The following is an 18,341-nucleotide window of genomic DNA, read 5'->3' as shown; positions in this document are numbered from 1 at the left end:
AATAACATCACTTATTGGTTTTTCATTTCATTTTCTATATAGCTACACAAAATAAAATGGCAATCTAATCTAGTTATGTACCTAAAATATGTAGAAATCCCCTTTTTTGTGTATGTCATCTATTCACTAAGAAGATTGTTTGGTTAGTGTGTCTTTTTGCCTTTGCTCAACAAGGCGATCTAAAGAAACATATACAATACCTGCAACTACACATCCTACAGCTAAAATTGTAAATAGAAAGTGACCAAGTAATCGATCTAATAAAAAACCGCCCAAAAGTGGACCAAATGCGCTTCCTGTAATCCACTGCAAACTTGCAGCTCCCATATAAGTCCCTCTCAAATGCTCAGGGGCCAAATTTGCTACAAATGTCATCTGTACAGGCGACATAATCATTTCACCTAACGTATATAAAGCATAAACGAACAGTAGTGTTATTAAAATAATTGTAGCATTTGTATTAAATTCTCCAAACCACTTCGGTAACCACCCTATAAAAAATAATCCAATCCCGAATAAACATGCACCATATAACATCGTCTTCCCGACCGGTTTATCCGTAGCCCATTTTGAAATTTGAAACTGGAATAAAACAACTAATAGTCCGTTTAACGCCATTAAATATGGATATGGATTATTCGTTCCAAAAATACGCTTCATTTCATTATCAAAATGTAGTGGCAACATGCCTTCCGTTTGAGAAAACCCCATCGAAATGATAATACCTGCTAATAAGTAAATCATTAATGCCTTATCTCGCATTACAATTTTCCAAACTGCCCCAGATTCCTTTTCTTTATGTTCTTCCTTATCTGTCCTCTTTGGCATCGTCTCTTGAATAAGAAGTAATACAAGTAACGCATAAAATAGCATTGTAGAAGAGGCAATAATAAACACAAGGTTCTTTGACAACACAACTACTGATGCTCCCATTATCGGACCAATCGCAGCACCTATATTGTGTCCCATTCGTAATAAACCATATGCCTCTGTTCTTTTTTCTGGTGCCGTTACATCCGCGACCATAGCTGATGCAGCTGGGTGAAATAAAGAATTACTCAACCCTAAAAAAATAGATAAAATTGCATATGGAATAAACCCTTCTATAAATAGAAAACCGAGCATTAATAATGCATTACTTGCCATAGAAAATATCATAATAGGCTTTCTTCCATATATGTCAGCAATTCTCCCTCCTATAAGTGATCCAAAACTTGCAGCAATTGGAGAAAGCGCCATAATAACCCCAACTTCCAACAACGAATCTACCTTATCTTTTAAATATAATGCAAAAAAAGGCATTAACATCATCATTGCAATTCCATTTAACGTCTCTCCAATAAATCGAATCCATACGTTACGGTCCATCTCCCTTAACTCACGCCACGTATTTTTCATCATTTCACCCCTTTAGTTAGCCAACAATTATCTTATAATAAGTTCAGAAAAATGTAAATTTTCAAATAAAAAAATCCATTCTAACAGAATTAGAATGGATTTTTTCGCTTATAAATTTGCAACATCTTCTTCTTTTTTACTATTATTTAAAGCACTATGTTTTCGGCTATATAAGAAGTAAACCGCTATACCAATAACCATCCATATCCCAAAACTAATCCATGCTGTCCCCGATAATTGAAGCATTAAGTATAAACAGAAGATCACTGTTAATGCTGGTAAAAATGGTACAAGCGGAGCCTTAAATGCCCTTGGTAAGTCTGGATGTGTTCTTCTCATTACGATTACCGCAACAGCTACGAGTGCAAATGCTGACAATGTCCCCATATTTACAAGATGTGCTAAAACATTTAAATCTATTAATCCTGAAATCAGTGCCGCAATAATTCCCGTTGTCCATGTATTTAAAAATGGCGTTTTAAATTTCGGATGAACTTTAGCAAGACGCTTCGGCAGTAAACCATCTCGGCTCATCGCATAAGAAACACGAACTTGCCCATACATCATAACTAGCATTACTGTTGTAATTCCTGTAATTGCTCCTACTGAAATTACCCCCGCTAAACCATCTTGTCCAATAAATTGAAGTGCAAAAGCAACTGGATCTGATATATTTAGCTGTCCGTATGGAACAATTCCTGTCAAAATAAGCGAAACAACGATATAAAGAACTGTACAAATTAATAACGATGCAATAATACCAATTGGTAAATCACGTTGCGGACGTTTCACTTCTTCTGCCGCTGTTGAAACTGCATCAAATCCTATAAATGCGAAGAATACTGTAGCCGCTCCAGCCATTACACCATCTAAACCAAATGGCATAAAAGGCGTCCAGTTTTCAGGTTTCACATAATTAAAACCAGCAAAGATAAAAATAAGAACAACTGCTATTTTAATAAATACCATAATATTATTTACTCGTGCACTTTCACGAACACCCCTAGATAAAAGAACTGTCATCACTAAAATAATTAGAACTGCAGGTAGATCAATTATTCCACCCTTACCTGTACCAGGAGCCGAGGAGAGAATAGTCGGAATATGAATTCCAAACCCCTTTAATAAAGATTGAAAATATGCAGACCAACCGTTCGCTACAGCAGATGTAGCAAGTAAATATTCCAGCATTAAGTCCCAGCCAATTAAAAATGCGAATACTTCCCCCATCGTCGCGTATGTATACGTATACACACTGCCCGAGACAGGAACTGAAGAAGCAAATTCAGCATAACAAAATGCAGCAAAGGCACAAGCTAGAGCGGCAATCGCAAATGATAATATAATAGCTGGCCCAGAATGTTTCGCTGCCACAACACCCGTTAGAACAAAAATACCAGTTCCAACAATTGCTCCGATTCCAAGCATAGTTAAATCTAGCGCGCCCAATGTTCTTGCTAACGTTTTTTGCTTACTTTCTTGCATTAACTTTGCAATTGGCTTCTTTTGAAAAATTTGCTTCATCTTTCACTCCTCCAAGTTTTAAATTTTCTGAAAATTTTTAATTCGCTTTTTTATTTTACTCATTACGCTTTTCCTAGTCAATACTTTTGTCGAAACAAGTAGAAATTCTTCTGAATATGCACGACCCTTATTATTCTTTCTATATATCTTTCCATTATTTTTTTGGTATTATTATACATGTCGATTCCGTGAAAAAGGCATGCCCCCTTATTGAGAGCATGCCTTTTTTACTTATTTCACAGTATATGAACCTTGTTCAATCCAGCTATACATATACTTTTCATCTTCTGTTTCATGTGCTTGTTTTACAATACGAAGCGGACGGAATGTGTCTATCATAACAGCTAATTCAAGCGTCTCTTTCTTCCCTATACTTGCCTCTGTTTTCCCCGGATGCGGTCCATGGGGAATCCCGCTCGGATGAAGTGTAATAGAACCTTCTTCCACACCTTTGCGACTCATAAAGTTTCCTTCTACATAGTAAAGAACTTCATCACTATTAACATTACTATGATAATATGGTGCCGGAATTGACTCTGGATGATAATCGTATAAACGTGGTACGAAAGAGCAAATAACAAAATTATGTCCTTCAAATGTTTGATGTACTGGCGGTGGCTGATGAATGCGCCCTGTAATTGGTTCAAAATCCTCTACATTAAATACCCACGGATATAAATAGCCATCCCATCCCACAACATCTAACGGGTGGTGTCCTAAAACATGTTTATGCATATAGCCTCTTGATTTTGTCATTACGACAAACTCGCCTTTTTCATCATATGTCTCTAATTTTTCTGGACCACGAAGATCTCTTTCACAAAACGGACTATGCTCTAACAATTGTCCGTATTCATTTCGATAACGACGCGGCGTTGTAATTTGGCTATTCGCCTCTACAACAAGAAACTTAGTCTCTCCTTCATCTGGAATAACACGATAAATCGTTCCAATTGGAATCGTTACATAGTCGCCTTTTCTATAGTGAATCGTTCCAAACATCGTTTCAATTTTCCCTGTTCCATAATGAACAAATAACATTTCGTCGCCATCACCATTACGATAGAAATAATCCATTTTTTCTGTTGGACTCACTACTCCAATTAATAAATCTTCATTTCCAAGTATGAAATTCCGTCCACTTATTGCATCACCACTTTTTTTACTTTCTTTCGTTCGAAAGTGGCGATGAGAAAGAGCAACATCCTCTTCATACTGCAACTGACAAGAATGCGATAATGCAGAATGACCTACTTCTGTCGGCATATAATGATGATACAAAATAGACTGCGTACCAGAAAAACCTTTTGTTCCCATTACCTGTTCACGATAAAGCGATCCATCTTTTTTACGAAATTGTACATGTCGTTTATGAGGTAGTTCTCCCATGTGACGATAAAACATGCCCATCACCCGCTTCCTTTTCTTTTTTGATTGTATTACGTAGTGTACCTAAACCAGTAATCGACAGTTCTACAACATCTCCATCTTGTAGCCACTCTTCTGTACCCAGTTCTAAAATACATCCTGTTCCTACTGTCCCAGAACCAATCACATCTCCTGGATATAACGTAACGTCCTCTGAAGCACGTTCAATCATTTCAGCAAATGTATAGTAAATATCTTGGAAGTTTCCTTTTGATAATAGTTTTCCATTTACATGAGCAGTCATTTCTAAATTATATCGATCACCATTACGATAAACGTCTAATTCCTCTTTCGTAACAAGATGTGCTCCTAAAGAAGTTGCAAAGTCTTTTCCTTTCGCTGGACCGAGACCTACTTTCATTTCTGTTGCTTGTAAGTCTCTCGCACTCCAGTCGTTCATAATACAATAACCAAAAATATATTCCTCTGCTTGCTCACGAGAAATATTTCGCCCTTCTCTTCCTATTACGCAAGCAATCTCCAACTCATAATCAAGCTTTTTAGACTTTTTCGGACCAATTACAAAATCACTGGAACCAATTACAGCACGATGATTAGTAAAATAAAAAACCGGAATATCATACCATTCAGGTACAACATCTAATCCTCTTCGTCCGCGAGCTGTTTTTACATGTTGTTCAAATGCGTAAAAATCTCGAATACTACTCGGATTAGGAAGAGCAGCTGTCAATTGTACTTCTTCTAAAGCATATATACCCTTATTTGGATTCTTAATATTCCGCACTACTTCTACATACTCATCCGCTTTCTCTAAAAAAGCAATCATAGAAGAAGGGATTTTCCCTTCACTAGCAAGATTCATATCTATTACTTTGTCACCTTCAAGCCATCCAGCCCGTAGTTCTTTTGAAGGAAGACGAAATGTAACAAATTTCATCCTGATTCCTCCTTATAAAAATGAAATTTCCACCAGCAAAGGGACTTTTGCTGGTGGATACAAATCTTATAAGTTTCCGCGACGCTCTTGTTCTCTTTCAATTGATTCGAATAACGCTTTAAAGTTTCCTTCACCAAATCCACGAGAACCTTTACGTTGAATGATTTCAATAAATAAAGTCGGGCGATCTACAATTGGTTTCGTAAAGATTTGTAGTAAGTAACCCTCATCATCACGATCTACTAAAATCTTTAATTCTTTTAACTTATCAATTTCTTCATCGATTTTTCCAACTCGTGCAGTTAACTCATCATAATAAGTATCAGGTGTATCTAAAAACTCCACCCCATTTGCACGAAGCGCTTCAACTGTTTTAACAATATCACTTGTTAATAAAGCAAGATGTTGTACACCAGCTCCATTATAGAATTCTAGATACTCTTGAATTTGTGACTTTCTCTTTCCATCTGCTGGTTCGTTAATAGGAAACTTAATACGACTTCCATTCGTCATAACTTTCGACATTAACGCCGAATACTCTGTACTAATATCGTCATCATCAAAATGAATCATTTGTTTAAAGCCCATAACATTCTCGTAATAACTAACCCACTCTTCCATTTTTTCAACATTACCAACTACATGATCAACAGCAATTAAACCAGACTCTTCAAATGGAATATTAAATTCTACCTTTTGGAATCCTGGCATAAATGCCCCTTTATAATTTTTACGCTCTACAAGCGTATGAATTGTATCACCATACGTACCAATAACTGCTTTTTTCAATGTACCGTCCTCATCTGTTAATTCCTGCGGTGGAGCAATTGCGACGGCACCACGTTTCACTGCTTCTGAGTATGCTTTATCAACATCATCAACAAGTAGTGCCACATCCTTCACGCCATCACCATGAGTCTTTACAAACTCTGCAATACGATTTTCACTACTTAAAGCTCCAGACACAACGAAACGCATATTTTTTTGCACAAGAACATAAGATACCTTTTCACGGTTTCCAGTTTCTAATCCAGAGTAAGCCACAATTTTGAATCCGAACGCTCTCGCAAGATAATAACTCGATTGCTTTGCATTCCCTACGTAAAATTCCAAATGATCTACATCACGTACTGGAAAAAAGTCCTCCATTTGTGCAGCTAGCGTATCCATAGATTTTTGTTTCATAATATCTTCATCCCCCTGTAAATAGATTAAATGGTCCATACTTAAAACCAACCGAAAACGCTTCCAACGTTAATTAATAGAAATTAGTTAGCAAGCTAACAAATTCTGACCTTTAAAATTTTCTATCTTTTCTGTCAAATTCCTCTTTTTTCTTACATATAAAATTCGACTTTTTTCTCTTTGAAATAAAGCGGGATTTTATTCAGTGGATTTTTGATTATTCGTTGAATCAAGTTTCAACCGCAACGTTTAATTAGCCATGCATGCTGGATAATGAGGTAACTTTAATACTTGAGGGGATATAAGAAGAATATAAAAAAGACTCCAACATATTAACTACTTACTAATACGTTAGAGTCTTTATTTTTTTTGAATGATTGTATTTATATATCTCATACTAATACATTTGCAAGGAATAGAATAAATGATGTTAATATTACCGCTCCACCTAAGGATCCTAATAAATCTATTTTTGTTACTTGAAACACTTGTTCACTGTTCATATCCCTCATTCTCCTTCCTTTTTTGTTTGATTTAAAACTTCTATTATACTAATACACTTGATAAAAATACGATTAATGCTGTTAATACTACCGCTCCACTTGCTGATCCTACGAAGTCACCTTTTGTTACTTGTAATACTTGCTCTTTCATATCTTTCATTCTCCCTTCCTTTTCTTTTGTTACAAAGCTTCTATTATACTAATACGCTTGATAGAAATACGATTAACGCTGTTAATACTACTGCTCCACTTGCTGATCCTACGAAGTCACCTTTTGTTACTTGTAATACTTGCTCTTTCATATCTTTCATTCTCCCTTCCTTTTCTTTTGTTACAAAGCTTCTATTATACTAATACGCTTGATAGAAATACGATTAATGCTGTTAATACTACCGCTCCACTTGCTGATCCTACGAAATCACCTTTTGTTACTTGTAATACTTGCTCTTTCATACCTTTCATTCTCCCTTCCTTTTCTTTTGTTACAAAGCTTCTATTATACTAATACGCTTGATAGAAATACGATTAATGCTGTTAATACTACCGCTCCACTTGCTGATCCTACGAAATCACCTTTTGTTACTTGTAATACTTGCTCTTTCATATCATTTATCCTCCCTTTTTATAAGTTATCTATATGTAATTTCTAAGAAATGTTTATTTCATAGTTTTTATGTTAACGTTACATTAAATTTGATAACGTAACGTTTGTAACATTAATGTAACATAACTATTATTACGTTGCAATATAATTACGTAAAATTTATTACACTTTTTTTACGTTTTTTTATAATAACCCTCAAAAACCTTTATTTAATGCACTTTTCACTTAGTTCACGTTTGTAACATTCGTGTAACATTACAGTCATAAAGTGAAATGTCATCATATTCCTCTCTATTTTTGTTACAAATCGTTTATTTAGTGACACTAAACCTATCTAATCTTTACTTACTTTTAATATGAGATAAAATACCGTCTTTCCAAGATAAGTTTATATGTTTCCTCTATATAACTATGTATAATAAAAACAAAGAGGTGGTCATTTTGAAATTAATCGCATTAGATATGGATGGTACACTACTATCATCTAATCTTGAAATCTCCAAAGAAAACCTACAAGCAATCCAAACTGCACAAGAAGCTGGTCATATTGTAATGATCTGTTCTGGTCGTGCGAAAGAGGATGCTTTAAAGCTATTGGAAGAATATAAATTATCTCTTCCAGTCGGAGCAAGCAATGGGGCTATTGTTTATGTGGATGGAAAAGTAATTAACTCGCGTTGTATACAAAACGACAAAGTTTACAAACTTGCAAAATTACTAGAATCTGAAGGTTTCCCATATAAGCTATATACGAATAAAGGAGTTTATTCTCCATATACATGGCAAGATCAAGTGATGCAAGCATTCGAAGAAAATAAGCATGCGCTTGATGTTACATTAGAGGAACTTGAACGAATTACAGAAAAGCAAAAGAAATCGAACCTAATTACTGATTTCAAAAAAATAGAAGATGTTGTAAATAACCAAGAACTAGAAATATCTAAATTCTTCATTTTAACGTTTAATGCAGCGCATCGCGCACAACTATTAAGTATATTACAAGAAGATGCTGATATTATGGTTACAGCATCGGCTCCTACTAACTTAGAAATTATGGATAAGAATGGACATAAAGGAAACGGGATACAGCAGATGGCAGCTCATTTTAATATCCCTATTGAAGATACAGTTGCTATTGGTGATAATTTTAATGATGTACCGATGTTAGAAGTAGCAGGCTTATCTGTTGCAATGGGCAACGCTGAAGAAGATGTAAAAAAGCTATGTGATGTTGTAACACTAACAAACAATGAACATGGTGTTGCTCACGCAATCGAGCAATTTGTATTGAAACAAACTTCATCTAGTAAATAAAAAAAGGACTCTTTCAATTTGAAAGAGTCCTTTTTTATACGTGATGACAAGCAACAAAATGCTCTGCACCAACATTACGGAATTCTGGTACTATTTTTTTACAAACATCCGTCGCAAATGGGCAACGTGTATGAAAACGACAGCCCGAAGGTGGATTTGCTGGACTTGGAATATCCCCTTCTAGTATAATTCGCTCTCGCTTCACTGTTGGATCTGGTATTGGAACAGCTGATAACAATGCTTTCGTATAAGGATGTAGCGGATTGGTAAATAACTCATCACGCGGTGCTGTCTCCACAATCGTACCTAAATACATAATTCCGATTTTCGTACATAAATGTTCTACTACACTTAAATCATGCGAAATGAATAAATAAGATAATCCCTTTTTCTCTTGTAACTCACTAAATAAATTAATAATTTGTGCTTGGATAGATACATCTAGTGCCGCCACAGGTTCATCAGCTACAATAAATTCCGGATTTAATACCATAGCTCTTGCGATTACGATACGCTGACGTTGTCCACCAGAAAACTCATGGGGATACCGGTCAATATGATAAGGAGCTAACCCACATAACTCCAATACTTCAATTACCTTTTCACGAACATTTTCTTTCGTCGCTAATCCGTGGGCCAACATTGGCTCTCCAAGCGCTTCTCCAATTCTCATTCTCGGATTTAATGAGCTAAATGGATCTTGGAAAACGAGCTGCATATTAGGGCGATGTTTTCTTAATTCATCCTTGGATAAAGAATGAACATCTTTCCCTTTAAACTTCACTTCTCCCTCCGTTTTTTGAACGAGGCGTAAAATTGTTTTTCCTATTGTTGTTTTTCCGCTCCCTGATTCGCCAACGAGACCAAACACTTCACCTTTATTAATAGTAAAACTTACTCCATCAACCGCTTTTACATGCCCAATTGTTCTACTAAATACGCCACCCTTAATTGGAAAATATGTCTTTAGATTTTTCACCTCTAATAATGGTTCACTCATTGTTCCGCACGCTCCTCATATAGCCAGCAAGCTACTTTATGATTTTCATCATTTACATTTAGATTTGGGGCTTCTTTTTCACATATTTCCATACAATGCTCACAACGCCCACTAAAGTAGCAAAACTCACCTAAACCAACTAAATTCGGAACTTGCCCTGGAATAGAATATAGTTTATCTATTCGTTTTCCCATTACTGGTTTTGATTTCAATAATCCTTTCGTATAAGGATGTTTTGGATTTTGGAATATCTCTAGTACTGGGGCTTCTTCAATAACTTTCCCGCCATACATAACGACAACATAATCAGCCATTTCCGCTACGACACCTAAGTCATGTGTAATTAATAAAATCGACGTTTTAAATTCTTCTTTCACTTGTCTTAGTAGATCCAATATTTGAGCCTGAATAGTAACATCAAGAGCTGTTGTTGGTTCATCCGCAATTAATAACTTAGGATTACAACTAAGTGCAACAGCAATCATAATACGTTGTAACATCCCGCCGCTCAGTTCATGCGGATAAGAATGGACGATTTCATCAGCGCGGGCTATGCCAACTTTACGAATTAACTCAATTGCCTTCTTATATGCTTCATTTTTACTAAGTAATTCATGCTCCCTTAACGTTTCTACAATTTGCTCTCCTACAGTGAAGACGGGGTTTAGCGATGTCATCGGTTCTTGGAAAATCATCGCAATATCATTCCCTCGTAAACTACGAAGCTCTTTCTCTTTCATTCCTAAAAGACTTTTTCCTTCATATAAAATATCTCCACCTACTACACTGCCTGATTCAGCAATAAGTCCCATAATAGATAACGCCGTTACACTTTTTCCGCAACCAGATTCACCTACAACACAAACAGTTTCACCTTCTCGAACAGAAAAACTAACATGATTCACAGCTTTTACTGTCCCTTCTTCTGTCTGAAAGTGTGTTTGTAAATCTTTCAGCTCTACTACCGCTTTACTCATATCTCCTCACCTACCGTCTCATCTTTGGATCTAATGCATCACGAAGTGCATCACCAAGTAAATTAATTGATACAACTGTTATAAAGATTGCAAAACCAGGCGGAATCCATAACCATGGACGCTTTTGGAAATCGATTAATGAGTTAGCTGCGCTAATCATGTTCCCCCATGATGGTGTAGGTGGAACGACTCCAAGACCTAAGTAACTTAGTGCGGATTCTCCCAAAATAGAACCTGCAACACCTAATGTAGATACGACAATTAAAATAGGTAAAACATTAGGTATTAAGTGATATATAATTTTCCGGTAATCTTTTATTCCTAACACATCCGCAGCTTGCATAAATGCTTGCTCCCTAAGTGATAAAATTTGCCCTCTTACAAGGCGTGCAAGCCCTGGCCAACCTACTAAACTTAAAATAATCATAATGACATACAAACGATAATCAGACGGTACTTTCCACTCTGATAAAATCGCACCCATTATAATAAGTAACGGTAATCCTGGCATCGACATTAAAATATCTGCAAGTCGCATAATAATATTGTCCACAATACCACGATAAAAACCTGCAATCGCTCCTAATAAAGCTCCAAGTATAACCGATAAAACCATTGAAGCTAAACCAATGGTTAATGAAATACGTCCCGCTTGCATAAGCCTTGTTAAAATATCTCTTCCTAATTGATCTGTACCAAGCCAATGAGAAAAACTAGGTGGTTTGTTAATGAGCGCAACTTGTATTTTTCCTGATGCATATGGAGAAAAGAACGGACCGATAAAACAAAATAAAAACATAAAAATTAATGCATAAAACCCTACAAGTGCCATCTTATTTTTCTTTATCTTTTTAAAAGCTTGTCGCCATGGTGATGATTCATTTCTTCTCTTTTTTTCTTTTTTTCTGTAATTACTGTAACAGTCTCCATTTCTTTCCCCCCTTACTTCAACCGAATTCTTGGATCAACAACTGCATATACGATATCTGCTAAAAAGTTTGAAACGATTGTTAAACAAGAAAGAAACATCGTAAATGCCATCAATACTGTATAGTCACGGAAATTTAATGCTTCTAATTGAATATTACCAATCCCTGGCCAGTTAAAAATTTGTTCAATAATAATTGCCCCAGAAAACAATCCAGGTAATTCAAATGCTAATAACGTAATTGCCGGTAAAATTGCATTTTTTAATGCATGCTTATAAATAACCGTCTTCTCCTTCAAACCTTTCGCTCTTGCTGTTCGTATGTAATCTTGTCTTACAACCTCTAACATACTTGTTCTAAAATAACGAGTTAGCGAGCCGACCCCAAGAAGTGTCAAAATAAATACTGGTAAAATCATATGTTTTGCAACTTCTATCACGTAAGCAAATCCTGTTGAATTACTGCCAACATCAATCATTCCACCTATCGGTAATAACTTAAAGTCAACCGCAAACACCTTAATTAAAAACAAACCGATAAAGAATGAAGGGAATGACATTGCTGCAAAAACACCGATTGTTACAAGTTTATCGAATAAAGAATGTTGCTTCGTCGCCGAGAATACACCGATAATAAGTGCAATTAGCCAAATAAAAAACAATGCAATAATTGCTACACTAAAAGAATTCCAAATAAATTTATTTAATAATGACGTTACAGGCTCTTGATATTGAAGCGAGAAGCCAAAGTCCCCTTGCAATGCATTACCTAACCAATGAAAATAACGCTCAACAATTGGTTTGTTCAACCCATATAACTCCCTCAGTTCAGCTGCTCTTTCCGGTGTAATTTTCGGGTTTGAATCAATATAATCCCCAGGAAGAAGTGCGAACAGGACGAAGATAATAATTGATGTACCAAGCAGTGTAGGAATCATTTGTAACAACCTACGAACAATATATGTTTTCACCCTTTTTCTCTCCAATCTTATGCTTAAAATAGAAGAACATTTTTTCAAAGCGGCACATTACTAACCGAATGAAAAAATGTCTTCTACTTATACATTCTTATCGTTATTTTTCAAATGATAATACTGGTAAGTTTGCACTAATACTGTTGTACTTTTCAGGATCAATTCCTTTTATATTCCCGTTATAACCAGTAATTGTTCTACGGTAGTTTAATAGAATTACTGGTGGATCATCACTTAATTCTTTATACAATTCTTTATAAATAGGTTTACGCTTTTCGATATCTACAGTTTCAATACCTTTTTGAATTAGCTCATCTACTTTTGCATTCTTATAACCAAGACTAGTTTCATTTGCAGTAGACAAATATTCACCAGCTGTTTCACTCGGATCACTTGTAATCGGTGTCGAAACAGAAGCTAAATCATAATCCCCTTTGTTTACCTTAGAAAGCATCGTATTAAAGTCCATAAATTCAGGATTAAACTCTACACCTATTTCTTTATAATTCTCTTTCGCAATCGGAATTAATAAATCACTATCTTTAGCCGAACTTGGACCGAAATAAGAAAGTTTTAATTTTTGACCATCTTTTTCACGAATTCCATCCGAACCAACTTTCCACCCTGCTTCATCTAATAATTTTTTCGCTTTTTCTTTATCGTATTCGTATTTATTAACTCCTTCTTCCGTATAAGCCCAAGAAGTTGGATGAATTGGTACATTGGCTACTGTACCGTATCCTTTTAACGCTGTATCAACATATTTTTTGCGGTCTAATCCGTAAATAAGTGCTTGGCGAACCTTTTTATCCTTTAAATAAGGCTTATTATTATTCATATAAATATAACTAAATGACGGTGCTGTTTCGATTTGGATATTGGCGAATTCTAAAGCCTTAGCCTGTTCAAGAACCTCATCACCAGTACCTAAGCCAGTATGGTCAACTTCTCCTGTTTGGAATAACTGAAGCTTCGTATCACCAGAAGTAATTTTATAAATGAAGTTTTGAATTTTTGGTTTACCCGCATAATAATTTTCGTTTGCTACAAAACGAACTTCTTGACCTGGAATATACTTTTCAAATTTATATGGACCCGCAGCTAATGGCTTTCCATATAAATCTTTTAAGTAATCTAAGCTTGTATTTTGCTTATAATCTTTTCCATAATAAGCTTTTGATAGTACTGTACCTCCTAAAACAAATATAGCTTGTGAATTCACTTTTTCAGTTGTAATTTTAATTGTTTGTGGATCAACAACTTGAATACCTTCAATTGAAGTTGCTTTTCCTTCCTTATATTCTTTACCACCTTTAACCGCATATTGAGAGATATCTACTTCACCTTCATATGCCTTATCATGTAAAAGCGTCAATGTGAAAGCTACATCATCCGCCGTTAATGGCGATCCATCACTAAATTTCAAATCTTTACGTAAATGGAATGTATATGTTAACTGATCAGAAGAAACGTCCCACTTCTCAGCTAATTCTGGAATTGGTTTCCCTTGTTTATCGGTTGATACAAGAGATGCAAAAATAACTGAAGTTACGTTTCCATCCCAACCATTTTGTTGGAAGTATGGCAAAAATACGCCGCCTGGCTTACTAATACCAACTACTAACGTATCTTTTCTATTCTTCGCTTTGTCTGGCACTTTCGTTTTATCTGTCGCAGCGATCTTTTCAATTTTCACATTTTTTAAATCCTGCTGTTTAACCGGCTCCGTAGAAGCCGCGTCCTCCTGTCCCCCACAAGCAGACAACACAAGCGAACTGCTCATTAATACCGAAAATACACCAGCCCATTTTTTTGTCTTTTTCTTCATTGTCCCCACCCTAACTTTTTATGATTATACCCTCTGAACGAATTACCTTATGTATGCCTCCCACAGCAACATTTATAGCCAATCGGAAAAGTCGGTTTTAATCGTAAAAAAATAGATGTTTTTGAGGGGTAACAATCTTATTCCGACTTTTCCGGTAGACTTTATGGTTATTAGCTTATATCGTTCATTATGTTTTGTCAATTCTTTCTAAATAAATATTTTGAGAATTTTTCCAAAATTATCACTCTACATTTATACTTTAAGAAAACTCAGCTATAATTCGTATTAAAAAACTTAAAAATCTACTTCTATTCCTTCAACATGAAACATAGAATACTAATAAACAATTACCAAAAAGGGGGCGAAAATATGGACAACCTATTCCAATACGTCCTGCACTACGTATTATTAACAATTATGATAGTCGGAGCGTTATTACTATTCCCGTTCTTCCCAAAGTTCGTCCTCTTTTTAGCTTTTTTTATCATGCTCGGGATCGCTATTATAATTTCAACGAGAGAAGATGCCACGCAAAAAGAGAGCAGGGTTCAGCGCGTAAAGCTGTAACTTTGCTCTCTTTTCGTTTTCATTCACTAGTCTCTTTTATACATATTTATCCCGCTATTTGCCGGGCAGTAAGAACCCCACCTCAAAATTCAGCGAAAGCAAAAGAAGTTAGGTCGGGGTCGGGCTGCCCGTAAAAGCCCTCACTTTATCTCTCGGGAAATAATTAGCCTTTGTTTTTGTGATTACTCCTATTGAAAAGCCACTAATGACATTTATTTTTCACCTTATCATTTCATACGCTTCACAAGCTATGCAAATTGAGGAACACGGATTTATCTAAGTTACTGTTTCACGTGAAACACATCGCTTCATTTAATCTTTAAATCAAAATATCATTATGAAAAAGCCACTTCCTCCAACAAAACTGAAAGGAAGTGGCTTTCTACTCTTTACTCCACAATATTCTCTAACTCACTATATAACTTCGCTCGTAACAACTCTTTCATCGTTTTTTCCTCATATAATTTTTCAAGTCTTTCAACATCAGCTACATGTTCCATTTCACATTCTATTGCATATATATCTTCTTCTACATGCATTAACTCATTTTCAATCTCTTCAAGATTCCTAGCTTTTTTCTCTTTTACTGGAACCATTTCAACACTCTTTCTCCCTTGGCGTTTTTGCTTTATTACTTGCTTCTCAAGCTTTTCTTCCCATTTTTGACGAGCCCATGCATAGTTTCCTGCAAACTCAAATAATTTACATTCATCAATCCAGTACGTCTTTTCAAATAACTTATTTAAAAAATAACGATCATGTGAAACAGCTAGGATTGTTCCATTATATTGCTCAAGGGCTTCCTCTAAAACTTCCCTTGATTCAATATCAAGATGGTTTGTCGGCTCATCTAAAATTAGAAAATTGATGTCTTGATACATAAGTTGCGCAAGTCTTAACCTCATTTTTTCTCCACCGCTCAGTTGCGTTACTTTCTTAAATACTGCTGGACCATAAAATAAAAACTTAGCCAATATATGTCTTGCTTCTCCTTCTGTTACAGCTACATACTCTCTAAACGCTTCCAATACATTACTCTTCACATTTCCATACGTATGCTGTGATAAATAACCAATTTTGACACTACTACCAATTCGAATTTCACCAACGTCTGGATTTATTTCTTCTAATAGTAGTTTTAATAATGTAGTCTTTCCTGTACCATTACGACCAACGATAGCCGCACGCTCTTGAAAACGAACATGTAAATTCGCTTGTTCAAATAAAGGTCGTCCAGCAAAACCTTTACTCACTTCTTTCATTACAACAACATCTTTCCCGCTTCTCTCTTGCCCTTCAAACTGAAGACCCATCTGTTTTCGTTCTAAAATTGGCCTCTTTAATTTCTCTATACGTTCTAACGCACGTTCCATATTTCTCGCTCTTTTATGCAATCCTTCATTCGGAGGGTTCGCTTGATTTGCCCATTCACGTAGACGCTTAATTGCTTCTTTCATTTTCTTTATTTTCTTTTGTTGCTCCTGATAAGCTTGAAACTCTTGAAGTAATCTTTCTTCCTTCTCCTCAACGAACTGAGAATAATTCGTATGGTACACGTGAATCTCTCCATCTTCCAAATCAAAAATTTTCGTTACAACTTCATCAAGGAAATAGCGATCATGTGAAATAACTATAACTGTTCCAGTGTATTCTTTTAAAAATTGCTCTAACCATTCAACTGCAAATAAATCTAAATGATTTGTTGGTTCATCTAATAGAAGTAAATCTGGTTTCTGCAATAGCATATATGCAAGGCTTACTTTCGTCTGTTCTCCTCCACTTAATTCCGTAAATACTCTTGAAAATAAGTCTGTCACTTGTAAGCCATTTGCTACCTTCATTATATTTGCCTCGATTTCATAACCACCGAGAAATGCAAATTTTTCTTGAATTACTCCGTACCTCTCCATTAGCTTTTCCAAAGCAGATTGTTCCTGTTCCACCGCCATATTTTTTTCTAAAGCATGCATTTCTTTTTCTAATTCCTTTTCTACTTTAAAAGCAGAACTCAATACATCATATACAGTCATAACCTCATCAAACTTCGGAATTTGTGCGACATGACCAATACGTGTACCTTTCTTCATATGAATGGCTCCTGCATCCAAACTCTCCATTCCAGTTAGAAGCCCAAAGATTGTTGTCTTCCCACTACCGTTACGACCAACTAATCCAACACGTTCACCATTCTTTATTTCAAGCGATATATTTTCAAATATGGTGTTTCCACCAAAAGATTTCGTTACATTATTTACACTACAAATAGTCATTTTCCGTACTCCTTTCAATATAAAAAACCATGAGAAAGAAACATTCCCCATGGTTTTTCGACATAGAAAAAGGAAGCCAAATAGCTCCCTTTTCACACGTTTATTAAAAATGGGTGAAGAGATTTCTATCGTTCAATAGTCACTATGCAATTGTTAAAAAAGGGCATACGTATCCCGTTAACAACTACATCATGAAAAATCGCACGACAAAAATAGATAAAATCTAAAAATTTGGCACGTGCAGCTAAAGAACGTTTCATCTCATTCACCCCTTTCGTACGGAATTTAATACTTACTTCTTTATTATACTTTCCAATTTCATGTTTGAATAGTCATTTTTCTGAAAATAATGAAGATAGACTAAACATTTCAATAAGTGACATCAAATCTTACAAAACTGTTATGTTCACGTAATGGAAAGCGATAGTACGAAAAGATGCCTCCCTATACAATAAAGATGTAAACAAGCGAGACAAGCAAAAGGAGGAAACAAACATGATGAAAGAAATCGTAAAAGCAATCTTTGAGGTATTAGTGAACGGACAAGCAGTTGTAAAAGAACTAAATGAACTATAAAAAGGAGTGAAGAAATATGATGAACATGGTGAAAATGATTTTACACGCTTTAGTCGATGCAAAAGCAGTTAGCCAAGAATTAAACCAACAATAAAAAGGGGTATATGAATATGAAGAAAGCCATTATTATAATTGCAAGCACAGCAATTACCTTATACACAATAAAAAAGAGAAAAAAGAAAAATAATGAAAATGTTCTATATTATCCATACACACTATTAGAGAAAAAATAAAAGACAAGGTACCCTATCGTAATGAGGATATCTTGTCTTTTATTTTTCCCCTATTCCTTTAGAGGATTTCCTTCTCCTTTTCCCGAATGTATTAAGCGGGATTTTTACACATATTTTAAAGGGGCATATATACA

The 18,341-nt window shown here is 35.4% G+C and carries 19 protein-coding genes and 1 pseudogene; 3 read left to right on the top strand and 17 right to left on the bottom strand.

Features of this window, described 5'->3' with window-relative positions; genetic code table 11:
- Positions 1–126: 126 nt before the first annotated feature.
- The 10 genes from ACUL40_RS21000 to ACUL40_RS20955 form a co-directional block, all read right to left on the bottom strand.
- Positions 127–1,398 (bottom strand): MDR family MFS transporter, encoded by a 1,272-nt coding sequence (locus tag ACUL40_RS21000; RefSeq protein WP_000799721.1) that lies wholly within the window; start codon positions 1,396–1,398, stop codon positions 127–129.
- Between the two features lie 108 nt (positions 1,399–1,506).
- Positions 1,507–2,922, bottom strand: a complete 1,416-nt coding sequence (locus tag ACUL40_RS20995) for an amino acid permease (RefSeq protein ID WP_000809361.1) — start codon at positions 2,920–2,922, stop codon at positions 1,507–1,509.
- 231 nt (positions 2,923–3,153) lie between these two features.
- Positions 3,154–4,326: a homogentisate 1,2-dioxygenase gene (locus tag ACUL40_RS20990; RefSeq protein WP_013141710.1), complete on the bottom strand. Its 1,173-nt coding sequence runs from the start codon at positions 4,324–4,326 to the stop codon at positions 3,154–3,156.
- Positions 4,292–5,248, bottom strand: coding sequence for a fumarylacetoacetate hydrolase family protein (locus ACUL40_RS20985; RefSeq protein ID WP_000674004.1), 957 nt, complete (start codon positions 5,246–5,248; stop codon positions 4,292–4,294). The genes ACUL40_RS20990 and ACUL40_RS20985 overlap by 35 nt, the downstream gene beginning before the upstream one ends.
- Before the next feature lie 66 nt (positions 5,249–5,314).
- Positions 5,315–6,433: a 4-hydroxyphenylpyruvate dioxygenase gene (gene hppD, locus ACUL40_RS20980; protein WP_000810922.1), complete on the bottom strand. Its 1,119-nt coding sequence runs from the start codon at positions 6,431–6,433 to the stop codon at positions 5,315–5,317.
- A gap of 392 nt (positions 6,434–6,825) precedes the next feature.
- The gene (locus ACUL40_RS20975; protein WP_001083689.1) at positions 6,826–6,936 is read right to left on the bottom strand and encodes a DUF3948 family protein; all 111 of its coding nucleotides are present in this window, start codon (positions 6,934–6,936) and stop codon (positions 6,826–6,828) included.
- Between the two features lie 43 nt (positions 6,937–6,979).
- Entirely contained in the window at positions 6,980–7,087 is a 108-nt protein-coding gene (locus ACUL40_RS20970; RefSeq protein ID WP_000664237.1) for a DUF3948 family protein, read from the bottom strand.
- Between the two features lie 43 nt (positions 7,088–7,130).
- Positions 7,131–7,247, bottom strand: coding sequence for a DUF3948 family protein (locus ACUL40_RS20965; RefSeq protein WP_000654250.1), 117 nt, complete (start codon positions 7,245–7,247; stop codon positions 7,131–7,133).
- A gap of 34 nt (positions 7,248–7,281) precedes the next feature.
- Positions 7,282–7,389 (bottom strand): DUF3948 family protein, encoded by a 108-nt coding sequence (locus tag ACUL40_RS20960; RefSeq protein ID WP_000664237.1) that lies wholly within the window; start codon positions 7,387–7,389, stop codon positions 7,282–7,284.
- Positions 7,390–7,432: 43 nt separating this feature from the next.
- Positions 7,433–7,540, bottom strand: a complete 108-nt coding sequence (locus tag ACUL40_RS20955; protein ID WP_000664237.1) for a DUF3948 family protein — start codon at positions 7,538–7,540, stop codon at positions 7,433–7,435.
- Positions 7,541–7,981: 441 nt separating this feature from the next.
- Here ACUL40_RS20955 and ACUL40_RS20950 point away from each other — a divergent pair, with 441 nt between their 5' ends.
- Positions 7,982–8,854 (top strand): Cof-type HAD-IIB family hydrolase, encoded by an 873-nt coding sequence (locus ACUL40_RS20950; RefSeq protein ID WP_000766421.1) that lies wholly within the window; start codon positions 7,982–7,984, stop codon positions 8,852–8,854.
- A gap of 34 nt (positions 8,855–8,888) precedes the next feature.
- Here ACUL40_RS20950 and ACUL40_RS20945 read toward each other — a convergent pair whose 3' ends face one another.
- From ACUL40_RS20945 to ACUL40_RS20925, 5 genes and pseudogenes are all read right to left on the bottom strand, one after another.
- Positions 8,889–9,854, bottom strand: a complete 966-nt coding sequence (locus ACUL40_RS20945; RefSeq protein WP_001294518.1) for an ABC transporter ATP-binding protein — start codon at positions 9,852–9,854, stop codon at positions 8,889–8,891.
- On the bottom strand, positions 9,851–10,831 hold the full coding sequence (locus ACUL40_RS20940) for an ABC transporter ATP-binding protein (RefSeq protein WP_000030789.1): 981 nt from the start codon (positions 10,829–10,831) through the stop codon (positions 9,851–9,853). The genes ACUL40_RS20945 and ACUL40_RS20940 overlap by 4 nt, the downstream gene beginning before the upstream one ends.
- Before the next feature lie 10 nt (positions 10,832–10,841).
- Positions 10,842–11,761: pseudogene (gene opp4C, locus ACUL40_RS20935) on the bottom strand (oligopeptide ABC transporter permease).
- A 12-nt stretch (positions 11,762–11,773) separates the two neighbouring features.
- A complete protein-coding gene (locus ACUL40_RS20930) occupies positions 11,774–12,730 on the bottom strand; it encodes an ABC transporter permease (protein WP_000860748.1) in 957 nt (318 codons plus the stop codon).
- 103 nt (positions 12,731–12,833) lie between these two features.
- Positions 12,834–14,561 (bottom strand): ABC transporter substrate-binding protein, encoded by a 1,728-nt coding sequence (locus tag ACUL40_RS20925; RefSeq protein ID WP_000730692.1) that lies wholly within the window; start codon positions 14,559–14,561, stop codon positions 12,834–12,836.
- Positions 14,562–14,930: 369 nt separating this feature from the next.
- Here ACUL40_RS20925 and ACUL40_RS20920 point away from each other — a divergent pair, with 369 nt between their 5' ends.
- Positions 14,931–15,128, top strand: coding sequence for a hypothetical protein (locus ACUL40_RS20920; protein WP_000369254.1), 198 nt, complete (start codon positions 14,931–14,933; stop codon positions 15,126–15,128).
- A gap of 389 nt (positions 15,129–15,517) precedes the next feature.
- On the opposite strand, the gene abc-f is transcribed toward ACUL40_RS20920, so the two are convergent.
- A complete protein-coding gene (gene abc-f, locus ACUL40_RS20915) occupies positions 15,518–17,449 on the bottom strand; it encodes a ribosomal protection-like ABC-F family protein (protein ID WP_002195117.1) in 1,932 nt (643 codons plus the stop codon).
- Positions 17,450–17,523: 74 nt separating this feature from the next.
- Positions 17,524–17,658, bottom strand: a complete 135-nt coding sequence (locus tag ACUL40_RS20910; protein WP_000830643.1) for an RAxF-45 family protein — start codon at positions 17,656–17,658, stop codon at positions 17,524–17,526.
- A gap of 420 nt (positions 17,659–18,078) precedes the next feature.
- Between ACUL40_RS20910 and ACUL40_RS20905 the strand changes: the two genes are divergently transcribed.
- Positions 18,079–18,207, top strand: a complete 129-nt coding sequence (locus ACUL40_RS20905) for a hypothetical protein (RefSeq protein WP_002023099.1) — start codon at positions 18,079–18,081, stop codon at positions 18,205–18,207.
- The last annotated feature ends 134 nt before the right edge of the window (positions 18,208–18,341 follow it).

It is taken from the genome of Bacillus sp. KNSH39, assembly GCF_052656585.1.
Note: the sequence above shows the minus strand (reverse complement) of the source record. Positions and strands in the feature narration are given on the sequence as shown.